16 protein-coding genes are annotated in these 16,202 nt (G+C 59.4%); 9 read left to right on the forward strand and 7 right to left on the reverse strand.

Going from position 1 to position 16,202, the window contains the following annotated elements; genetic code table 11:
- The first annotated feature begins 176 nt into the window (after positions 1–176).
- The 5 genes from JTP94_RS32120 (at position 177) to JTP94_RS32140 (ending at position 5,421) form a co-directional block, all read left to right on the forward strand.
- Positions 177–794 (forward strand): 50S ribosomal protein L25/general stress protein Ctc, encoded by a 618-nt coding sequence (locus JTP94_RS32120; RefSeq protein ID WP_204854406.1) that lies wholly within the window; start codon positions 177–179, stop codon positions 792–794.
- A gap of 243 nt (positions 795–1,037) precedes the next feature.
- Positions 1,038–3,404 (forward strand): EAL domain-containing protein, encoded by a 2,367-nt coding sequence (locus JTP94_RS32125; protein ID WP_204854407.1) that lies wholly within the window; start codon positions 1,038–1,040, stop codon positions 3,402–3,404.
- A gap of 14 nt (positions 3,405–3,418) precedes the next feature.
- The gene (locus tag JTP94_RS32130; protein WP_204854408.1) at positions 3,419–4,150 is read left to right on the forward strand and encodes an ABC transporter substrate-binding protein; all 732 of its coding nucleotides are present in this window, start codon (positions 3,419–3,421) and stop codon (positions 4,148–4,150) included.
- Positions 4,151–4,223: 73 nt separating this feature from the next.
- Complete coding sequence (pth, locus tag JTP94_RS32135) at positions 4,224–4,940, forward strand: aminoacyl-tRNA hydrolase (RefSeq protein WP_204854409.1); 717 nt, start codon at positions 4,224–4,226, stop codon at positions 4,938–4,940.
- Between the two features lies 1 nt (position 4,941).
- Complete coding sequence (locus JTP94_RS32140) at positions 4,942–5,421, forward strand: GNAT family N-acetyltransferase (protein WP_204854410.1); 480 nt, start codon at positions 4,942–4,944, stop codon at positions 5,419–5,421.
- Between the two features lie 15 nt (positions 5,422–5,436).
- Here JTP94_RS32140 and clpS read toward each other — a convergent pair whose 3' ends face one another.
- Positions 5,437–5,748 carry an ATP-dependent Clp protease adapter ClpS gene (clpS, locus tag JTP94_RS32145; RefSeq protein ID WP_034504068.1) on the reverse strand — a complete coding sequence of 104 codons (312 nt, stop codon included), beginning with the start codon at positions 5,746–5,748 and terminating at the stop codon, positions 5,437–5,439.
- A gap of 235 nt (positions 5,749–5,983) precedes the next feature.
- Between clpS and ychF the strand changes: the two genes are divergently transcribed.
- On the forward strand, positions 5,984–7,087 hold the full coding sequence (gene ychF / locus JTP94_RS32150; RefSeq protein ID WP_204854411.1) for a redox-regulated ATPase YchF: 1,104 nt from the start codon (positions 5,984–5,986) through the stop codon (positions 7,085–7,087).
- Between the two features lie 22 nt (positions 7,088–7,109).
- Here the strand turns inward: ychF and JTP94_RS32155 are convergent, their stop codons facing one another.
- Complete coding sequence (locus JTP94_RS32155; protein ID WP_204854412.1) at positions 7,110–8,228, reverse strand: hypothetical protein; 1,119 nt, start codon at positions 8,226–8,228, stop codon at positions 7,110–7,112.
- Positions 8,229–8,414: 186 nt separating this feature from the next.
- On the opposite strand from JTP94_RS32155, the gene JTP94_RS32160 reads away from it, so the two are divergent.
- Both JTP94_RS32160 and JTP94_RS32165 read left to right on the forward strand, forming a co-directional pair.
- Positions 8,415–8,879 carry a MaoC family dehydratase gene (locus tag JTP94_RS32160; RefSeq protein WP_204854413.1) on the forward strand — a complete coding sequence of 155 codons (465 nt, stop codon included), beginning with the start codon at positions 8,415–8,417 and terminating at the stop codon, positions 8,877–8,879.
- Positions 8,876–9,343, forward strand: a complete 468-nt coding sequence (locus JTP94_RS32165) for a MaoC family dehydratase (protein WP_204854414.1) — start codon at positions 8,876–8,878, stop codon at positions 9,341–9,343. Before JTP94_RS32160 ends, JTP94_RS32165 begins: the two co-directional genes overlap by 4 nt.
- Before the next feature lie 53 nt (positions 9,344–9,396).
- On the opposite strand, the gene JTP94_RS32170 is transcribed toward JTP94_RS32165, so the two are convergent.
- From JTP94_RS32170 to petA, 4 genes are all read right to left on the reverse strand, one after another.
- Entirely contained in the window at positions 9,397–9,939 is a 543-nt protein-coding gene (locus JTP94_RS32170; protein ID WP_204854415.1) for an adenine phosphoribosyltransferase, read from the reverse strand.
- A gap of 116 nt (positions 9,940–10,055) precedes the next feature.
- The gene (locus JTP94_RS32175; RefSeq protein WP_204854416.1) at positions 10,056–10,922 is read right to left on the reverse strand and encodes a cytochrome c1; all 867 of its coding nucleotides are present in this window, start codon (positions 10,920–10,922) and stop codon (positions 10,056–10,058) included.
- A gap of 22 nt (positions 10,923–10,944) precedes the next feature.
- Positions 10,945–12,219, reverse strand: coding sequence for a cytochrome b (locus JTP94_RS32180; protein ID WP_034504061.1), 1,275 nt, complete (start codon positions 12,217–12,219; stop codon positions 10,945–10,947).
- A 14-nt stretch (positions 12,220–12,233) separates the two neighbouring features.
- A complete protein-coding gene (gene petA, locus JTP94_RS32185; protein ID WP_204854417.1) occupies positions 12,234–12,812 on the reverse strand; it encodes a ubiquinol-cytochrome c reductase iron-sulfur subunit in 579 nt (192 codons plus the stop codon).
- 467 nt (positions 12,813–13,279) lie between these two features.
- Between petA and JTP94_RS32190 the strand changes: the two genes are divergently transcribed.
- On the forward strand, positions 13,280–14,221 hold the full coding sequence (locus tag JTP94_RS32190) for an endonuclease/exonuclease/phosphatase family protein (RefSeq protein ID WP_204854418.1): 942 nt from the start codon (positions 13,280–13,282) through the stop codon (positions 14,219–14,221).
- A gap of 45 nt (positions 14,222–14,266) precedes the next feature.
- Here JTP94_RS32190 and JTP94_RS32195 read toward each other — a convergent pair whose 3' ends face one another.
- Positions 14,267–16,129, reverse strand: coding sequence for an ABC transporter ATP-binding protein (locus JTP94_RS32195; protein WP_204854419.1), 1,863 nt, complete (start codon positions 16,127–16,129; stop codon positions 14,267–14,269).
- Positions 16,130–16,202: the final 73 nt, after the last annotated feature.

The raw sequence follows: 16,202 nt of genomic DNA on the forward strand, positions 1-16,202 counted from the left end.
AGCTTCGCATTCCGGAGGTGCTTGCGCCTTCGGCCACTTTGTATTATACGCCACGCGTCCGCGTAGACACCCTTGGAGGCAATGCGGATGAGGCAGGGCTCGCCCTCCTCCAGTTCAACCGATACGGCATATGACCGACCGGATGGACTCTCCATATAACCTCGAAAGGAATAGCTATGAGCCACGAGAGCTACGAGCTAAAGGCCGAGGCGCGCGAACGGGTTGGTAAGGGGTCCGCCCGTGAACTTCGCCGCAATGGTTTGATTCCCGCTGTCATCTATGGTGACAAGCAGGCCCCCATTTCTATCGCTATCAACACCAATGAGGTGACGAAGCGCATCCACGCCGGCGGTTTTCTCACGACGATCGCAACGATCGACGTCGGCGGCAAGAAGTTCAAGGTTCTGCCGAAGGACTACCAGCTCGATCCGGTCCGTGACTTCACGGTTCACGTCGATTTCCTGCGCGTTTCCGGCAACACCGAAGTCACCGTCGAAATCCCGGTTCACTTCGAAAACCACGACAAGTCCCCGGGCCTCAAGGCTGGCGGCGTGCTGAATATCGTTCGTCACGAAGTCGAAGTTCACTGCCCGGCCGATGCGATCCCGGAATTCTTCACCGTTGACCTCACCGGTCTGAAGAGCGGCGACAGCATTCACATCTCGAGCGTGAAGCTGCCGAAGAACGTCACGCCGACCATCTCCGACCGCGACTTCACGATCGCAACGATCGTTGCCCCGGCAGCCGGTCTTACGGAAGAAGAAGCAGAAGGCGGCGAAGAAGCCAGCGCCTGATTGGCGTCTTCATTGCCAAGCATCCAGACCCGCCTCCCCTATGGGGATGGCGGGTTTTTCACATCCGATCACTAATATTAGCATAAGTAAAAATAATGATTTGTTGAATCTATACTTTGATTGATATTCTTTAACCCCAGAATTTCAGCAACATTTAACACATTCATGGAACCCTACGCGAAAGAGTTGTAGGGAACGGTATCCCAAGATCCGCCGGCCTATGACTGGGGAGCTAATGGGACTATGAGCCATTCGGTCGAAAACAGGTTTTTCGCGATCGTCTGCGGAGCGCTGCTGGTTTTCGTAGCGCCGCTCTTTGTGCTGTTTCTTTTCCTGTCGTCGGAACGCGCCGAAAAGGAAATCAAGGATCACATCACCGTTCTGCTCGTCGCCAATGCCCAGGCTTTGGCAAAGCCGCTTTGGGATCTCGACGAAGACAGCGTCACCCAGATCAGCGCAACGACGGTCGCCGAAGGCGCCATTGTCAGGGTCAATGTCCGCGACCTCTCCGGCCAGCTTGACGTCACGCAATCGACCATTCCGAAATCCTACAAGGGCAATCTGGAGTCGGTCTCCCGTTCGATCGTCTATAACGGCGTCGATGGCGCAAAGAAGCTTGGCACTATCACGGTCTTCTATCCTCAACTCGGGCTCTTTGACGGTTTGAAGAACGAGGAGATCGTCTTCATCTCCATCTTCATCTTTGCCGTGCTGACGGTTTTCGGCGCGGCGCTGATCGGCAACCGCATTTTCGTCATCCAGCCATTGATGCGGCTGACGCACGCCGTCGAAGCGACGCGGCGGCTCGGTTCGCGCCATCATGTCGATTGGCAATCGAATGACGAAATGGGACGGCTCGCCAGCAGCTTCAACGATATGCAGAGCAAGCTTCAGCGCGAGGAAACCGAGCTGAAGCACGCTCATCGCCGCGCCACAGACACTTATAATCTGACGCCCGCCATGCTCTTCTCCCTCGACAAGGACGATTGCATCGCCGCCGTCAGCGATTACTGGCTCGCCGCTACCGGTTATAATCGTGCCGAAGTGCTGGGACGTGAATTCGCCAGTCTGGTGCTGCCGGATTCGCGCTCGCAATATGTCGACCGCAAACACAGCCACCCCGACAGCGCCGCTCGCCTTGCCGTCACGGTAAAATTCCTTTGCCGGGACGGGCGTAAAATGGACGTCTTGATCCTCGAGACGACGGCAGTCCAGGATGGCCTCTCGCTGTCCGTCATGACCGATGTCACCGAACTCAAGCAATCCGAAGACCGGAACTTGCGCCAGGCGATTACCGACCATCTAACCGGCCTGTTGAACCGTCAGGGCTTCGAGACCGCACTCGACGCCAAGATCAACGAGGCGGACCTGCGCCATCGCGAGCTTGCCTGCCTCTTCATCGACCTCGACCGTTTCAAGTGGATCAACGACAATATGGGCCATGCCGCCGGCGATGCGGCCCTGCGCGAGCTCGTATCGCGCCTGCAGGCTCGATTGAAGCCCGGCGATGTCGCTGCCCGCCTCGGCGGCGACGAATTTGCGATCCTGCTACTGGCGGAAGACGCGGAAGCAAGAGCCATGGACATGGCCGCTCGCATCGCCGAAGTCTTCGACACGCCGTTCTATGGCGACGCCCGCCTCAGCGCCAGCATCGGCATCGCCATCTATCCGCGCCATGCCGCCAACGCGGCCGAACTGCTGCTGAAATCCGATATCGCCATGTATGCCAAGAAGCGCGACGGCAAGAACGGCGCGCAGATCTTCGACAACGGCATGCTCGACGATTCCCGCCGCCGTGCCGAGCTGGAGAGCTACATCGAAAGCGGGCTCAGCGAAGACTGGTTCGAAGCCTATCTGCAACCAGTCGTCAATATCGATGATCGCTCGATTGCCGGCTTCGAGGCGCTGATGCGATTGCATCATCCGCAGAAGGGCATCCTGCCTCCGGGCCGCATCATCGAAGTTGCAGAAGAAACAGGCTCCATCATACGCATCGGCAATCGCATCATGGAAAAGGCGATCGCCCATTTCGCCCGCCTGTCGCGGCTCGACGGCATGCAGGACAGTTACATCGCGATCAATTTCTCACCCTTGCAGTTCGAGCCGGATCTGCCCGTGCGGATCGCAGCCCTGCTTTCGCGCTACGATATTTCCCCGCGGCGCATCGTCATCGAAATTACCGAAGCCGTGCTGATGGACGACAATCCGGAAACACGCATGGTCATCAACGAAATCTGCCACTACGGCTGCCGCATCGCGCTCGACGATTTCGGCACGGGTTATTCGTCGCTGAGCTATATCAATCGGTTCCCCGTCGACATCATCAAGATCGACCAATCCTTCATCCGCGCCATCAACGATACCGCCTCGGATGTCAGCGCCAAGAGCCGCATGCTGGTCGAGAGCATCACGACGCTCTCGCACAAGATGAATTGCACGGTCATTGCCGAGGGTGTGGAAACCGAAGAGGAATGCGCGACCCTGCGCACCATGGGCATCGATTACGGGCAAGGCTATCTCTTCCATCGACCGCAGCATCCGGACAATCTCATGAAAACGCTGTCCGGCCCGCAATTCGACCACCTCTCCCCCGTAGCGCAGGCGTCATAGCAATGAGGAACCGCATGCGAAAACTGCTGCTCACTGTCGCCGTCAGCCTGTCTTCGCTATCCGTCCTTTCCCCTGCCCGTGCTGAAACCATCCATTTCACGACCGAAGAATATCCGCCTTTCAATTATCGCGACGGCAAGACCCCCGTTGGAGCAACCGTCGAACAAGTACAGAAGGTCATGACCGACATCGGCGTCGATTACACGATCGACGTCATGCCCTGGGCCCGGGCCTACAACCAGGCGCTGACGGAGCCTTTCACCTGCGTATTCGCCACGGCTCACAACGACGAGCGCGACAAGCTCTTCAAATGGGTGCAGCCGTTGTTGATCGATCGCAACATCCTGATCAAGCACAGCGGCTCGACGGTTACAGCCGCCACGATCGACGAAGCCAAGAGGTACCTCGTCGGCACCTGGCGCCAGGACTATACGGAGACGGTACTGCGCCGGAACAATTTTCCGCGTATCGATGTGGGCAGCGACTTCAGGGCGACGCTGAAGAAATTGATGAGCGACCGCGTCGACCTGATGCCGATCTCGGAATCCTATTTCGACAAGCTGAAGAAGGACGGCAATGCCGTGGAGAAGGTGACGATCCTCTCCCAGCAACCCATGGGTATCGCCTGCCAGAAGGATTTCCCCGACGATCTCCGGAGCAGAATGCAAACCGCGCTCGATGCGCTGATCGCCGACGGCACGCAGACGCGGATTTTCCTGAAGTACGGCCTGCACCTCGGCGAGTGACAGCATCCCGCCTTGACTTTGCCGTCAATTCCCTGTCGTGAAGGGCATCTGCATTTTCCAAGGGGTGAAGCGCATGCTTCTCATCGCGGGCCTCGGCAATCCCGGCGCCAAATATCAGGGCAACCGCCACAATATCGGCTTCATGGCCGTGGATGCGATCCATCGCCGACACAGCTTTTCGCCGTGGTCGAAGAAGTTCAAGGCAGAGATTGCCGAAGGCGAGCTTGGCGGCCAGAAAGTGCTGCTCATCAAGCCGCAGACCTTCATGAACCTCTCCGGCGAATCTGTCGGCGAGGCCATGCGTTTCTACAAGCTCGAGCCATCCGATCTCGTGGTGATCTACGACGAACTTGATCTGCCTGCCGGCAAGGCGCGACTGAAGAGCGGTGGCGGCCATGGCGGCCATAACGGCATCAAATCGATCGACGCCCATAGCGGCCGCGAATACAGGCGGCTACGCCTCGGCATCGGTCATCCTGGCGTCAAGGAGTTGGTGCAAAACCATGTGCTCGGCGATTTCGCCAAGGTGGACCGGGACTGGCTGGAACCGTTGTTCGATACGCTCGCTGACAACGCCGACATGCTAGTGCGCGGCGAGGATTCGCAGCTGATGAACAAGATCGCGCTCGCCCTCGGCGGCAAGGCCGAGGAAGAGGCGCCAAAGGCGGAAAAGAAAGTCACGGCCAAATCGCATATCCATCAGGCGCGCAACCACAGCCAGCCGAGAATACCCGAAACCGGCCCGATGGCGGAGATGCTAAAAAGGATGTTCGGCAAGAAGGACAATTGAAATGCCGGAAGCATTAGCCGAAGACGCCGCTGGTATCGTGATCCGGCCGGCCGCCGCCGGGGATTTGTCTACGCTTCTTGCACTCTATCGGCATCTCAATGCTGATGATCCCGAACTGGAGCCCCATCTGGCGGAAAACCGCTTTGCCGAGATCCTCTCGCATCCCGGCATGACGATCTTCACGGCTTTCGCCGGCGACGAAGCGGTCTCCTCCGTTACCCTGGTGGTCATTCCCAACCTGACGCGCGGCGGCGCCTCCTATGCCTTGATCGAGAATGTCGTCACGCACGCGTATTATCGTCAGCGCGGCCTTGCCAGGGCACTCATCGGAAGGGCCATAGCTTTGGCCTGGGAGGAGAATTGCTACAAGATCATGCTGCTGACCGGCTCCAAGGATCCGGCGACACTGCGCTTCTACGCCGATAGCGGCTTCAGCCAGGATAAGACAGGCTTCCAGATCCGCCGTCCCACCACCGTCTGACAGGATACTTGGAGGCTATTCTTCCGGTTCCGTCGTGAACATCAAAGGGAAGTCGGCGCTTTTCGCCAGATCGATCGCCTCCTGGGCCTTCGTCTCGGCGATATCCCGCGCGCAAACCATCACGACACAGGTGCCGAGCTTATGCGCCGTCATCATGACGCGATAGCCCGCCTCCTCGCTCATGCGGAACACGGCCTTCAGCACCATGATGACGAACTCGCGTGGCGTGTAATCGTCATTGACGAGAATGATCTTGTAAAGCTTCGGCCTCTCGACCTTCAGCTTGGTTTTGGTCTTTGGTTTCAGGACAACATCATTGTCACTCATCGGCATCACCGTTGACGACAGAGAAAAAGGCTTTGAGCTAATGGCATTATTATAGTGCAGCGCACCACGCCATTCAAGGCGGACGGTGTCTCGGAGACGATGTGGCGCCGCAGCTTTTGAAGGCTTCAACCCGTCTTGCGGCAGAAAATCGGCTTGCTTTCCCCACAAGACTTGACCCGCAACGGCCCTTCCCCCATACGCACTGCAAAGATTTTCTAGATATGGACAAGGTGCCATGGGTTTCAAATGCGGTATCGTCGGGCTGCCGAATGTCGGCAAGTCCACTCTGTTCAACGCGCTGACCAAGACGGCGGCGGCGCAGGCGGCGAATTATCCCTTCTGCACGATCGAGCCGAATACCGGTGAAGTCGCGGTTCCCGATCCGCGCATGCGCAAACTCGCCGACATCGCCAAGTCGAAGGAGCTGATCCCGACGCGCATCTCCTTCGTCGATATCGCCGGCCTGGTGCGCGGCGCCTCGAAGGGCGAAGGCCTCGGCAACCAGTTCCTCGCCAACATCCGCGAGGTCGACGCCATCGTGCATGTACTGCGCTGCTTCGAAGACAGCGACATCACCCATGTCGAAGGCCGCATCAATCCGGTTGCCGACGCCGAGACCATCGAGACCGAGCTGATGCTCTCCGATCTCGAGAGCCTGGAGCGCCGCACAGAACAGATGCGCAAGCGCGCCACCAGCAAGGACAAGGAGTCCATGGCGATGCTGCCGATCATGGAAGCCTCGCTCAGCCTGCTGAACGAAGGCAAGCCGGTGCGCACGCTGCTGTCGAAGCTCGATGCCGAGGAACTCCGCATCCTCAAGAGCCTGAACCTTCTGACCTCGCATCCGGTTCTCTATGTCTGCAACGTCGCCGAGGCTGATGCCGTGACCGGCAACGAGCATACGGCCGCGGTCGAAGTCATGGCGAAGGAGCAGAATTCCGAGGTGGTGATCATCTCAGCCGCCATCGAAGCGGAAGTGGCGCAGCTGCCCGAAGACGAATCCATCGAATTCCTCTCGGCGCTCGGCCTCGACGAAGCCGGGCTCGACCGGCTGATCCGCGCCGGCTACAAGCTGCTGCACCTCATCACCTATTTCACGGTGGGACCGAAGGAAACGCGCGCCTGGACGATTGAGCGCGGCACGAAGGCCCCACAGGCCGCCGGCGTCATCCATTCGGATTTCGAACGCGGCTTCATCCGCGCCAGCACCATCGCCTATGACGACTACGTCGCCTATAACGGCGAAGTGGGCGCCAAGGAAGCCGGCAAAATGCGCTCCGAAGGCAAAGAGTATATTGTCCAGGACGGCGATGTCCTCAACTTCCTCTTCAACGCCTAAAGAATGAAGGGATTGCCGGCCCTTACCTGAGCGCCGGCAATCTTCCCTGTACGGATGCCGGCAGCAGCCGGACCGTGGCGCGGCGCAGATGCGGCCAGCCGACGCCGATCACCAACACGACAAGCCCGACGATCATCAGCACGATGAAGCTCACCTTGTCGAGCCCGGCATTGTTCTGCCGCAAAATGGTTCCGATCGCCACGCCGAGCGAAAGCAAACCAGCTGTTACGAAAGCACGCCTGTCGATGATCAGGCCGATCAGCATCATGATCGCCACGATGACGACGATGGTTGTCGCCTGCGCGTAGCTGCCACTCCCAATCTTGGTGAAAATGGTGTCGTCACTGCCGAACTCAAGCATGAATGCGAGCAGGTTCGCCGTATAAAGCAGCGCCGGCGCGGTCGCGAGATGCAGCCAGAAGGCAACGTCCGAGCGGCGTGTTACGCGCTGAGGATCGCGGAGATCGAAATACATCGCGACCGCGAATGTCCCGAGTGCCGCCGCAAACATGATGCAAATCGACAGCAGCGGGTAGGCAAGCACCACGTTCGGCGCGCCCGTCACCAGCCCTATGATATAGAAGACCGCCGCCAGCAACAGCGCGAACAGCGAGAAGAGCAGCATCGCCAGCGACAACGGCACGCGGTAGCGCCAATAGAACAAAGCAAAGAGCGGCGGGAACGGAAGTGTCATCACCATCCAGTCCACCATGATGGCGCGGCCGTCGTCGGCCGGACCGAGATAGACCACCGAGACGGTGATTATCCATTGCGCCAGCGCGATGGTCAGCGCCACGGCCGGAAGCGCCAGCCGCTGGCGACGCACCAGGATTTCGGCAAGGATGATAATCGCCGGCAGCGGCCCGAGGAAGCTCGTAAGCCCCCATAGCCCGGCAAGCAACACGATGATGCCGATGGTGATCAGGACATCATGAAAGCCTCGAATGAAGCGCGGCGCTTCACTGTCCTCCAGCGGATTCGTCAGATCATTGTCGCGCGGCTGCGAGAGACTGTTCCGAATGGCCGGTGCGCCGGCGCCGATATTACGCTCGGTCAGATAGGGCAAAAGCCGGATGGCTTGATCCGGAGAAATGATCCCCTCGCCAGCGGCGCCTTCCAGCGCGGTCTTGAGATCGCTCATGTCTGTCCTTGCTTCGTAACGATGTTGTGCAGCCTCATCATATTGCCGGGACACAATCAAGGGCTGCTGGGGGCACAGGCATGCATTCATCGCGTCTCTTCGTCCGCGGCTGTCGCGAAAATACTTGCGCCCTTCCTGCCTGGCATGCGATTGCGCACGGACGGAATGAGGAGGCTCGTGACGAATATGACGAAATTGGCATATGAGGATTTTCAGCAGGGGCAGGAATTTCCGCTCGGCCCAAAACATGTGACGGCGGCTGAAATTATCGAGTTTGCGAGTGAATTCGATCCGCAACCGATGCACCTGGATGAGGAAGCGGGCCGCGCCAGCATCCTCGGCGGCCTTGCCGCCTCAGGCTGGCATACCTCGGCGATGTTCATGCGCATGATGTGCGACTCCTATCTTCTCGAAGCCGATGCGCAAGGTGCGCCGGGCATCGACTTCATGGATTGGAAGAAGCCGGTTCTCGCTGATGATACACTGTCCGGTCGGTCCATCGTGCTGGAAGCACGTCCCATGCGCTCGCGCCCCGGCATCGGCATCGTCAAATTCCACCACGAGGTCGAGAACCAGCGCGGCGAGCTCGTCTGCCTCGGCGAGAACTCGACGATGATCCGCATGCGCGCCGGCGCGGAGGTATCGGCATGAAGATGAGCGAGCTCTATACCATCGGCGAACGGGTCGAGATCGGCAGCCATACCTTCACGCCCGAAAGCATCGTCCGTTTCGCATCGCGCTTCGATCCGCAGATCTTCCACATGGATGCCGAAGCGGCCAAGGAGACGCTGTTCGGCGGCCTTTGCGCCTCCGGCTGGCACAGCTGCGCCATGTGGATGCGCACCTTCGTCGATTTCTGGAAGGGCGAGACCATCAGGCTGATCGCGGAGGGCAAAACGCCACCCAATCTCGGCCCCTCGCCTGGCTTCACGAAGTTACAATGGCTGCGCCCGGTCTTCGCCGGCGACACCATCGCCTATGGCGTCACCCTGCTCGCCAGCCGCCCTCTGGCCTCGCGCCCCGGCTGGACGCTCTACACGCTCGCCTGTGACGGCTCGAACCAGCACAGCATGCCGGCCCTGCGCTTCGAAAGCACCGTGCTGGCATTTGAATAGGAATAGCGGGGGCAGCCGGCAAATTCTGCCCGGCGTGCCCCAACAGGCCCGGCTCAGTGACCGGCGAATTCCACCAGCGTATGAACCGGCACATCAAGCGCTTCGAGCTTCTTGCGGCCGCCCAGATCCGGTAGGTCGATGACGAAGCAGGCAGCGACGACTTCGGCGCCGATCTGGCGCAGCAACTGCGTGGCGCCGACAGCCGTGCCACCGGTCGCGATCAGATCGTCCACGAGGATGACCCTTTCGCCTGGATTGACAGCGTCCCGGTGCATCTCCATCTCGTCGACGCCATATTCCAGGCTGTAGGCGATCCGGACGATATCGTGCGGCAGCTTGCCCTTCTTGCGGATCGGCACGAAGCCGGCCGAGAGCTGATGCGCCACCGCTCCCCCGAGAATGAAGCCGCGCGCTTCCATGCCGGCAACCTTGTCGATTTTCGTCCCGGCATAGGGATTCACCAGCCCATCAACTGCGCGACGAAACGCCTTGGCATTGCCAAGCATCGTGGTGATGTCGCGGAAGATGATACCGGGCTTAGGATAATCCGGAATGGAGCGAATGCTGGCAGCAAGCTCCGAAGCGATAGTGTTCATGAAATATGTACTCTCAGGCTATGATAGGGCCGGCCGCACCCTAGCAATACCCAGGCGCTATACCAACAAAAAAGGCGGCCCGGTTAGGCCGCCTTTTTCCCGAAAAGCAGAAAGGCTCAGTGAGCGCCAGCCTTGGCATAGATCGACCGCTTGGTGAGGTAGATCAACACTGAGAAGATCAGCAGGAATACGATGACCATGAAGCCGAGGTGCTTGCGATCCTCCAGATGCGGCTCGGAAGTCCACATCAGGAAGGCAGACACGTCGCGTGCATACTGGTCGACCGTCTGCGGCGAGCCGTCGTCGTAGGTCACCTGCCCATCCGAAAGCGGCTTCGGCATCGCAAAGGTCGCAGCCGCATCGAAATACGGATTGTAATGCGAATTCTGCGGCACCTTGAAATCGGCCGGCGCATCTTCATAGCCGGTCAGCAGCGAGTAGATGTAGTCCGGGCCGCCTTCCTGATACTGCGTGAAGATATCGAAAATGAACTGCGGGAAGCCGCGTTCGATTTCGCGCGCCTTGGCAAGCAGCGACATGTCAGGCGGAACGGCCCCGTTGTTGGAGGCAGCAGCAGCCTCGTCGTTCGGGAACGGCGAGTTGAAATGATCTGATGGAACCGCCTTACGGGTGAACATCTCACCCTGAGGGTTCGGCCCGTCCTGCACCTCATAATTGGCGGCGAAAGCCTTTACCTGTGCGTCCGTATAGCCGAGATCACCCAGCGTGCGGTAAGCCACCAGCTTCATCGAGTGGCAGGCGGAACAGACTTCCGTGTAGACCTTGAGGCCACGCTGCAGCTGCGCCTTGTCGTAATAGCCGAACGGGCCTGAGAAGGACCAATGCTGTTCGCGCGGCTCCTTCAGCGGATAGTGCGGCGTCTCGCTTTCCGCCGCAGGCTTCGTTTCCGCGGCAAAGGCGGCAACGGTAGCCGGACCGCCAATGAGCGTGAGCGACAGAAGGCCGACAATAAGTTTTTTCATCGTTTTCTTCCTCTATCGCCGGTTATGCTTGAACCGGGGTGGCAACTTTACCGCCCTGCTTTTCAAGAACCGCTTCCGTAATCGAGTTGGGAACGCGCCTCGGTGTCTCGACTATGCCAAGCACCGGCATGGCGACGAGGAAGAAGAGGAAGTAGAACAATGTCGCGAACTGCGCAGCCGTGGTGTAGATCCCTTCCGCCGGCTGCGAGCCCAGCCAACCGAGCAGGATGGCATCGGCGACGAACAGCCAGAAGAACAGCTTGTACCAGGGACGATAGACGGCCGAACGAACCTTCGACGTATCGAGCCAGGGCAGGAAGAACAGCACGATGATCGCGCCGAACATCGTCAACACGCCGCCGAGCTTGGAGTCGATCGGCCCGATGTTGAAGGTGATCGACCGCAGCATCGCGTAGAACGGCAGGAAGTACCATTCCGGAACGATGTGGGCCGGCGTCTTCAGCGGATTTGCCGGGATATAGTTATCGGCGTGACCGAGGAAATTCGGCAGGTAGAAGACGAAATAGGCGAACACCAGCAGGAAGATCGAAACGCCAAGCGCGTCCTTGAGCGTAGCGTAGGGTGTGAAGGCCACGGTATCGGTCTTCAGCTTGACCTCGACGCCGGTCGGGTTCGTCTGGCCGGTCACATGCAGCGCCCAGATGTGCAGGATGACGACGCCGGCGATCATGAACGGCAGCAGGTAGTGCAGCGAGAAGAAGCGGTTGAGCGTCGGATCATCGACGGCAAAGCCGCCGAGCAGGAAGGTCTGGATCCAGTCGCCGACCCAGGGGAACGCCGAGAAGAAGCCGGTAATAACCGTGGCACCCCAGAAGGACATCTGGCCCCAGGGCAGAACATAGCCCATGAAGGCTGTCGCCATCATCAGCAGATAGATGATCACGCCGAGGATCCAGAGGATTTCGCGCGGCGCCTTGTAGGAGCCATAGTAGAGGCCGCGGGCGATGTGGAGATAAACAGCAACGAAGAAGAAGGACGCGCCGTTGGCATGCATGTAGCGCAGCAGCCAGCCGTGGTTGACGTCGCGGACGATCTTTTCGACCGAATTGAAAGCAACGGTCGTATCCGCCGCATAATGCATGGCAAGGACGACACCGGTCAGGATCTGCAGAACCAGCATGACGGCCAGCATCGCGCCGAACGTATAGGCATAGTTCAGGTTGCGCGGAACCGGATAGGCAATGAAACTGTCATAGACCATACGCGGCAGCGGTAACCGTGCGTCGACCCATTTTTCGAGCCCTGTGGATGGCTCGTAAGACGAATGAGTACTCATGATTCAGCTCCCCCTCAACCGACCTTGATCTTTTTTTCTGCGGTGAACGCATATTGCGGAATGGCGAGGTTCTGCGGCGCCGGCCCATGGCGGATGCGACCGGCGGTGTCATAGACCGAACCGTGACAGGGACAGAACCAACCACCATATTCCCCAGCCTGGCCGAGCGGTATGCAACCGAGATGGGTGCAGACGCCGATCATCACGAGCCAGTTTTCCTTGCCATCACCCGCCGAACGCGCGACATCCGTCGCTTGCGCATCCGCCGGCAGGTTGGCATTGCGGGCGACAGGGTCCTTCAGATCCGAGATCTGCGTGCCCTTGGCATCGTCGATTTCCTTTTGCGTGCGGTTGCGAATGAAAACGGGCTTGCCGCGCCATTTCACCGTCAGAGACATGCCAGGCTCCAGGCTCGACACGTCGACTTCGATGGAAGCAAGAGCGAGTGTGGATGCGTCCGGCCGCATCTGATCGATAAACGGCCAGGCTACGGCAACCGCGCCCACTGCGCCGGCCATTCCTGTCGTCAAATAAAGGAAATCGCGGCGAGTTGGCTCGCCGGTGGACTCACTTGTCGTACTATGCTCGCTCAAGGCTGGACATCCTCTTCCGCAAAACCGCGGCAGAGCCGCGGTACCCCCTCACTAACGACGAATCAACGCGACCATAATTCCGCCATAGATTCCTCCGTAACCCGCTGCGTTCTAAGCTTGATCGCAAATTATGTCCAGTCTTGGCAAGGGGAGAGGGCACAATGTCGCGGCAAAACTGCGCTATTCGGTCGCAAGGCCGCAGCTTAAAATCGCGAGCTTTAGTCAAGCGACCCTAAGCGCATGAAAAAACGAGCGATTCAGATAATATATTTTTATGATGCAGGGCAAAATAAACAGTGATTTCAATGCTGCATTGCGGCATAAGCGGTAGCGACGCTGCGTCCGACATATAATAAGCTTGCCTTTCTACCTCTTAAAACTGAATGGATTTAGCGCGCGATTTATGAACGATTGACGCCGTTGCTGCGCGTCGTCAAAGCGCCGAAAACGAAGCACGAGAACCTCTCATGAGACATACGGTTTATTGCGTTCTATGTGTCCTCGCCACTTTAGCGCTCGGCATGCTCGTGGCACGCTACGTAGCCGATTCCTGGATACTGGCCTTCTTTGAGAGCCTGCAGACCCACATTAGCCTGTTCGCGATCGTGCTCGCCTTGATCGCGCTTGTTTTCAAACGGCACTGGTATGCGATGTTCCTGGTGTTAGTCGGTGTCGCGCTGCTGGTGCATTCCGTCGTCATGCTCCAAGAATATGCCGCCCCCTCCTTCATCGCCCCGGCGGAAGCCTCGGTCGGAAGCTTCAGGCTCCTCTCCTTCAACATAGAGGACAGCAACTTCGAGAACGGCGCACGCATCGCCGACCTTATCGTCGGCTCGAAGGCCGATGTCGTCGAGATCTTCGAGGCAGGCCCGATCTTTTCGCAGATGGATCGCATCACGCAGGTCTATCCCTACCGCATCGGCTGTGGCGTGATGACGTCCGATTGCGACTCGCTGATGCTGTCGAAGAGGCCGTTCCAGACGCAGCTCATGCGCAGCCTCGGCAGCCTTTGGGACAATCGCTTCATTCTCGCCACCATCGACATGGACGGGCGGCCCGTCAATTTCGCATCGGTCCATCTGAGCAAGCCCTATTTCGACGCCTTCCATCAGGTCGAACTCGATCTTCTCGGCCCGATCCTTGGCGACGTGAAAGGGCCGTTGATCCTGGCTGGCGATTTCAACGCGTCGGTCATCGCGCCCGATATGCGCGACTTCCTGGCCGCAACCGGCCTGCGCCACGCCTTCCCCGAGCCGGCCACCTGGCCGATCGAGGCCGGCGCCTACGGCATCACCATCGACCATGTGTTCGGACGCCCGCCGCTGCGGCTGGTATCCGTAAAGCAGATACCCGACGCCATGGGCTCGAACCATTTCGGCCTGATGACGGAGTTCAGCGTACCCCGATAAGGCCTTGATGCCGCAGGATGTTCGTCGTTGGTGACAGCAAGAGGGCTATTCGGCGTCGGCCGCTATGAAGCCACCGGATTGGCGTGCCCAGAGCTCGGAATAGAGGCCGCCGCAGGCGATCAGCGCCTCGTGGGTCCCTTCCTCGATGATCTTGCCCTTGTCGACCACGATCAGTCGGTCGAGCTTGGCAATGGTCGACAGCCGATGGGCGATCGCCAACACGGTCTTGCCCTTCATCAGCGTGTCGAGATTGGACTGCAAGGCAGCCTCGACCTCCGAATCCAGCGCCGACGTCGCCTCATCAAGCACCAGGATCGGCGCATCCTTCAGCATGACGCGCGCAATCGCGATACGCTGGCGCTGGCCTCCCGAAAGCTTGACGCCGCGCTCGCCGACATGGGCCGCATAGGCCGCTCGCCCTTTTTGATCTTCCAGATCGATGATGAACTTGTCTGCCTCCGCCTGGCGCGCGGCCTCCACCATTAGCTCGTCGCCGGCATCCGGGCGGCCGAAAAGAATGTTGTCGCGAATAGAGCGGTTCAGAAGGGCGGTATCCTGCGTCACCATGCCGACCGCACCGCGCAGCGACTCCTGTCGCACGCCGGCGATGTCCTGACCGTCGATCAGGATGCGACCCCCTTCAAGATCGTAGAAGCGCAGCAGCAGATTGACGAGTGTCGTCTTGCCGGCCCCCGAACGGCCTACGATGCCGACCTTCTCGCCGGCGCGCACGCTGAGGGAGAAATTGTCGATGATGCCGCCGCCGCGCCCGTAGTGAAAGGTCACATCCTCGAAGCGTATCTCGGGGCCGCTGATGGTCAGGTCCTTGGCGCCGGCCCGGTCGACCAGGCCGATGGGCTCGGAGATCATCTCGGCCGAATTCTGGATCGTGCCGAGATTGCGCATGATGGCGTTGAACTGCGACATCATGCGGCCGAAGAGCATGTTCAGCCGCAGCACCATGCTGAGCGTGAAGGCGACGCCGCCGGTCGAGATCGCCCCCGACAGCCAGAGATGCACGGCCAGCGCGCCGATGGTCGTGATCATCACGCCCGATAGCAGGGCGAGCGAAGAACGCACGCCCGTCAACAGCCGCGTGAAGGGCATGACAGCCGCCTGGAAACGATCGAAGCCGTTGCGGATATAGTCGTCGTTCTGCTCCTCACGTCCGAAGAGCTTCAGCGTCTGGATATTGGCATAGGCATCGACCATGCGGCCGTTCAGCATCGAGGATGCCTCCGCAGCATTGCGCGCATGCCGCCGGATACGCGGCACGAAGTGGCGGGCCAGCAGCGAGAAGATGCCGATCCACACCGTGATCACCAGCGCCAGCCGCCAGTCAAGCCTGCCAACCAGCGCGATGGTCGATGCGGCATAGATGATGATGAACCAGACCACCTGCAGCAGCGACACGACAAGATCACCTGTCGCCTGGCCCGCCGACCAGACCTTGGTGACGACGCGCCCTGAAAAATCGTTCTGGAAGAACTCGACCGATTGCCTGGCCACATGCCGATAGGCCTGCCAGCGCACAAGATTGAGAAAGCCGGGTACGACGACCTGCTCCTCGACAAGCGCGCCGAGGCTGACGACCACGAAACGGACCACCAGAACGACGAAGACCATGCCGAGGAGCATTCCCCCGTGGCCGGCGAGCAGCCCGCCCCATCCCTCGCCCGGATTTACCTTGTCCAGAATGTCGACCAGATGGCCGACGAACCAGAACAGCGCCGCCTCGAGCATGGCCACGGCACCGCCGAGCGCCGCCATCGCCAGGAACGGTCCTTTCGCCTGGCTGACATAGTACCAGATGAAGGCCCCAAGCGACCGCGGCGGCCGGAGATCGCCGCTGCGGTAATAGGGATCAATCCACGTCTCGAACAGACGGTACACGGAACGGATGAACATGCGAGCGATATAGGGAATTTCCGAGGCCACGCAAAGTAAAGGCGGGCCGCCAGAAAGGTTACATTTTCGTTAG

The sequence above is a fragment of the Martinezella lusitana genome, assembly GCF_016901135.1.
Taxonomy (GTDB): Bacteria; Pseudomonadota; Alphaproteobacteria; order Rhizobiales; family Rhizobiaceae; genus Rhizobium; species Rhizobium lusitanum_D.

Coding starts and splice junctions, on each gene's coding strand:
- JTP94_RS32120 (WP_204854406.1), top strand. CDS start 177: ATGAGCCACGAGAGCTACGAGCTAAAGGCCGAGGCGCGCGAACGGGTT.
- JTP94_RS32125 (WP_204854407.1), top strand. CDS start 1,038: ATGAGCCATTCGGTCGAAAACAGGTTTTTCGCGATCGTCTGCGGAGCG.
- JTP94_RS32130 (WP_204854408.1), top strand. CDS start 3,419: ATGCGAAAACTGCTGCTCACTGTCGCCGTCAGCCTGTCTTCGCTATCC.
- pth (WP_204854409.1), top strand. CDS start 4,224: ATGCTTCTCATCGCGGGCCTCGGCAATCCCGGCGCCAAATATCAGGGC.
- JTP94_RS32140 (WP_204854410.1), top strand. CDS start 4,942: ATGCCGGAAGCATTAGCCGAAGACGCCGCTGGTATCGTGATCCGGCCG.
- clpS (WP_034504068.1), bottom strand. CDS start 5,748: ATGAGTGACAATGATGTTGTCCTGAAACCAAAGACCAAAACCAAGCTG.
- ychF (WP_204854411.1), top strand. CDS start 5,984: ATGGGTTTCAAATGCGGTATCGTCGGGCTGCCGAATGTCGGCAAGTCC.
- JTP94_RS32155 (WP_204854412.1), bottom strand. CDS start 8,228: ATGAGCGATCTCAAGACCGCGCTGGAAGGCGCCGCTGGCGAGGGGATC.
- JTP94_RS32160 (WP_204854413.1), top strand. CDS start 8,415: ATGACGAAATTGGCATATGAGGATTTTCAGCAGGGGCAGGAATTTCCG.
- JTP94_RS32165 (WP_204854414.1), top strand. CDS start 8,876: ATGAAGATGAGCGAGCTCTATACCATCGGCGAACGGGTCGAGATCGGC.
- JTP94_RS32170 (WP_204854415.1), bottom strand. CDS start 9,939: ATGAACACTATCGCTTCGGAGCTTGCTGCCAGCATTCGCTCCATTCCG.
- JTP94_RS32175 (WP_204854416.1), bottom strand. CDS start 10,922: ATGAAAAAACTTATTGTCGGCCTTCTGTCGCTCACGCTCATTGGCGGT.
- JTP94_RS32180 (WP_034504061.1), bottom strand. CDS start 12,219: ATGAGTACTCATTCGTCTTACGAGCCATCCACAGGGCTCGAAAAATGG.
- JTP94_RS32190 (WP_204854418.1), top strand. CDS start 13,280: ATGAGACATACGGTTTATTGCGTTCTATGTGTCCTCGCCACTTTAGCG.
- JTP94_RS32195 (WP_204854419.1), bottom strand. CDS start 16,129: ATGTTCATCCGTTCCGTGTACCGTCTGTTCGAGACGTGGATTGATCCC.